Origin of the sequence: Terrabacter terrae, from assembly GCF_039529575.1 — a bacterium.
GTDB classification, from domain to species: Bacteria; Actinomycetota; Actinomycetes; order Actinomycetales; family Dermatophilaceae; genus Terrabacter; species Terrabacter terrae.
This window is the reverse complement of sequence record NZ_BAAANB010000060.1, coordinates 1-4,170: the sequence shown is the minus strand read 5'-3', so window position 1 is coordinate 4,170 and position 4,170 is coordinate 1. Positions and strand designations below refer to the sequence as shown.

The 4,170-nt window shown below is 69.9% G+C and carries 2 protein-coding genes and 1 pseudogene; all 3 read right to left on the bottom strand.

What is annotated here, in order from left to right; translation table 11 throughout:
• A pseudogene (locus ABD194_RS18995) lies at window positions 1–183 on the bottom strand (NrfD/PsrC family molybdoenzyme membrane anchor subunit); the annotation flags it as partial.
• Window positions 180–1,331, bottom strand: coding sequence for a 4Fe-4S dicluster domain-containing protein (locus ABD194_RS18990; RefSeq protein ID WP_343994389.1), 1,152 nt, complete (start codon window positions 1,329–1,331; stop codon window positions 180–182). The pseudogene ABD194_RS18995 and the gene ABD194_RS18990, both read right to left, overlap by 4 nt.
• A partial coding sequence (gene fdh / locus ABD194_RS18985) for a formate dehydrogenase (protein WP_343994387.1) occupies window positions 1,331–4,170 on the bottom strand: 2,840 nt, incomplete at its 5' end. The genes ABD194_RS18990 and fdh, both read right to left, overlap by 1 nt.

Below are 4,170 nucleotides of genomic sequence, written 5' to 3'. Positions count from 1 at the left end.
CTTCTCCCACGGGGCCGGCTTGACGATGTGGCGCCCGTAGTAGCTGTCGAAGGTGACGTCGGGCACCATCATCGACTCGTCGCGGCGCCTGCCGCCCTTCTCGCCCCCGTTGCCGGGCTCGCCGTTGCGGCGTCGCCGCGGGAGCTCGGGCGGTCGGTCGGCGTCGAACGGGTTGGTCGTCACTTCCGCCTCCCGACGAACGAGGCAGCGGCCACGGCGAGCATCGTCAGGCCGGCGAAGCCGGCCTTCTTGAACATGTCGGGCAGGTCGGCGGTCGTCACCTTCGGGTCCGGCGGCAGGCCGTAGACCTCCGGCTCGTCGAGGAGCAGGAACGTCGAGCCGGTGCCGCCGACCCCGTCGCGGTCGTCGACACCGTAGAGCCGCGCCTCCGGGTATCCGAGCTCGTGCAGCTCGGCCACCCGCTTGCGCGCGATGTCGTGCAGCTCGTCGAGGTCGCCGAACTTGATCGACGTGGTCGGACAGGCCTGCGCGCAAGCCGGGGTCTGGCCGGCGCCGAGCCGGTCGTAGCAGAGGGTGCACTTCTGGGCGATGCCGACGTTCTTGACCTCGCCGTTGCTCGACGCGTACGACGGCGGGCTGGCGTGGCGCCCGGTGTCGCCGCCGGCGCCGGTCTCGGTGCCCGCGCCCTTGATGGTGATGCCGTGCGACTGGTGGCCCTTCTCGTGACCCTCGTCGCCGCGTCGGCGCTCGATGACCCCGAAGGGGCAGGCCGCGACGCAGTAGCCGCAGCCGTTGCAGACGTCGTCCTGGACGACGACCGTGCCGAACTCGGTGCGGAACAGCGACCCTGTCGGGCAGACGTCGAGGCAGGCCGCGTGGGTGCAGTGCTTGCAGACGTCGGAGGCCATCAGCCACCGCACGTCGGGCACAGCGGTGTCGGTGGGTCCGGGTCCCGCGGCGGCGCCTTGGCGCACGTCACCGGGCGCCGGGAGGGTCGCGGTGGCCGTGCCGCCACCGCCGACGGCCGCCAGGGCCGGCTCGTCGCCCGAGCGGACCGTCGGCATACCGAGGGAGACCAGCTTGCGGCCGGACTCACGGGCCTGCTCGATGCGCTCGCTCGACTGCTCGACGAAGGCGACGTGGCGCCACGTGCTCGCGCCGAGCGCGCCGGTGTTGTCGTAGGACTGGTTGAGCAGGTCGAGGCCGTCCTCGGGGACTCCGTTCCACTCCTTGCAGGCCACCTCGCAGGCCTTGCAGCCGATGCAGATGGAGGTGTCGGTGAAGAAGCCCTTGCGTGGCTCGTGCCGGTCCCACGCGGCGTCTGCCGCCGGGTTCGTGGGTCCGGAGAGCTGGTTGCGCCAGAAGCCCATCAGCTCTGTCCTCCTCTCGTGTCCGGGACCGACTCGGGGTGTCCGGTGCGCAGCTCGTTGCTCGTCATGACGGTGGCGCCGGCGCGCGACTGGTACTCGGAGACGAGCCGCAGCAGCGCCTCCCCCCTCGGGCGTCGTCCGGGGACGATGTCGCACGAGCCGGCCTTGCTCTCCTGGATCTGGACGTTGGGGTCGAGGGCGACACCGAGCAGGTCGTTGGCGGCGTCGCCGCTCACGACCGCGTCGCTGCCGACGCCCCAGTGGTAGGGCAGGCCGACCTGGTGGATGGTGCGCCCCCGGATGGTGAGGGGCGTCATCCGCTCGGTCACCATGACGCGCGCCTCGATGGCGGAGCGGCCCGAGACGATCGTGGCCCACCCGCCGTTCTCGAGGCCCCGCTCCTGCGCGAGCTCCGGGGAGACCTCGCAGAAGAACTCGGGCTGCAGCTCGGACAGGTACGGCAGCCACCGGCTCATCCCGCCGGCCGTGTGGTGCTCGGTGAGGCGGTAGGTGGTGAAGACGTACGGGTAGACGTCGGAGCCCGGGGCGCCCGCGGAGGGCGCCCACAGGTTGTCCTTGCGCGGGAAGACCTTGCGGGCCGGGTTGGACTGCTGGGTGTAGAGCGGGTTGGCGACGGGGGACTCCTGCGGCTCGTAGTGCGTCGGAAGCGGCCCGTCGAGCATGCCCCTCGGCGCGAAGAGCCAGCCCTTGCCGTCGGCCATCATGACGAACGGGTCGTCGCCGGCCAGCCCCTCGGGGCCGCCCGTGCCCGGCTCGGGCCGGTAGCTCGGCTCCTTGTCCGGGACGAAGTCCGGCACGTCGTGACCGGTCCACTTCTTCTCGTCGGCGTCCCACCAGATGTAGGCCTTGCGCTCGCTCCACGGCTTGCCCTCGGGGTCGGCCGAGGCGCGGTTGTAGAGGATGCGCCGGTTCGCCGGCCACGCCCAGCCCCAGTCAAGGGCGGTGAGGTCCTGCTCGCGGCCGGGCTTGCGGTTGGCCGCGTGGTTGACGCCGCCGGCGTAGACGCCGGTGTAGATCCAGCACCCGCCGTCGGTGGACCCGTCGGCCTTCATCTCCGTGTAGGCCGACAGGGACTGACCCGCCCTGTCACCGGTCAGGTGACGGCCGTTGATCTCGGCGAGCACTCCCTCGGCGTCGATCTCGCCGTGCTCGTCCGTGGGGTAGTCCCAGTTGAGGTCGAGAAGCGGGCGGTCCCGGTCGTCCGTCGAGTCGGCGAGCAGCTCGCGCACGCGGCAGCCGAGCTCGTAGAAGAACTGCAGCTCGCTCTGGCAGTCGCCCGGCGGCTCGACCGCCTTGTGGTGCCACTGGAGCATCCGCTGCGTCTGGGTGAACGACCCGCTCTTCTCGGTGTGCGCGGCAGCGGGAAGGAAGAAGACCTCGGTCTCGATGTCCTCGGTCTTGAGCTCGCCCGAGGCGATCTCGGGGCCGTCCTTCCAGAAGGTGGCCGACTCGATCATGTTGAAGTCACGCACGACGAGCCACTTGAGGTGCGACATGGCCTGGCGCTGCATGCGGCCGTGGGCGGACCCGACGGCCGGGTTCTGGCCGAGCAGGAAGTAGCCCTCGACCTGGTCGTCGAGCATCGCCATCGTCGTCTGGTAGGTGCCGTGCGCTCCGGTCAGCTTCGGGATGTAGTCGAAGCACCAGTCGTTCTCGGCCGTCGCGGCCTTGCCCCAGTACGCCTTGAGGAGGCTGACGGCATACGTGTCGGCGTTGGCCCAGAAGCCCTTCTGCTCCTTGTTGGCGATCGCGGCGAGGTAGTCGTCCCACGTGTCGTGCAGGCCGACGACCGGCATCGCGAGGTAGCCGGGGAGGATGTTGTAGAGCGTCGGGATGTCGGTCGAGCCCTGGATGCTCGCGTGCCCGCGCAGCGCCATGATGCCGCCGCCGGGACGGCCCATGTTGCCCAGGAGCAGCTGGACGATCGCCGCCGTGCGGATGAACTGGGCGCCGAGCGTGTGCTGCGTCCAGCCCACGGCGTAGACGAACGCCGTCGTGCGGTCGCGGCCGCTGTTCTCGGTCACCGACTTCGCGAGGTAGTGGAAGTCGTCGACGCTGATGCCGCAGGTCTCGGCGACCATCTCGGGCGTGTAGCGCGAGTAGTGCCGCTTGACGATCTGGAAGACCGTGCGCGGGTCCTGCAGCGTCTCGTCACGGGCCACCTTGCTGTGCTCGAGCGCGGGACCGCCGGACCCGTGCTCGTCACCAGCGGACCGCGCGGAGGCCGACTCGCCGTGCTCGTGCCCCGCCGCAGGGCCGCCGATGGTCATCGAGTCGTCCCCACCCTCGGCCGCGGCGTAGGCCCACGTCTCCTGCGAGTAGTTGCCCTTGGCGTCGTCGTAGCCGGAGAAGAGGCCGTCGAGGTCCTCGGTGTCCTGGTACTTCTCGCTGACGAGCGTGGCTGCGTTGGTGTACGCGACCACGTACTCCTTGAAGTACAGCTCGTTGTCGAGGATGTACTTGATGAGGGCACCGAGCAGCACGACGTCGCTGCCCGCCCGGATCGGGATGTGCCGGTCCGAGGTCGCCGACGTACGCGTGAAGCGCGGGTCGACGTGGATCACCCTGGCGCCCTTGAGGCGTGCCTCCGTCACCCACTGGTAGGCCACCGGATGGCACTCGGCCATGTTGGAGCCCTGGATGACGATGCAGTCGGAGTTCGACAGATCCTGGACGTACTGGGTCGCGCCGCCGCGCCCGAACGAGGACCCCAGACTGGGGACCGTGGAGGAGTGTCAAATACGTGCTTGGTTCTCGATCTGTATGGCACCCGCTGCCGTGAACAGCTTCTTGATGAGGTAGTTCTCCTCGTTGTCGA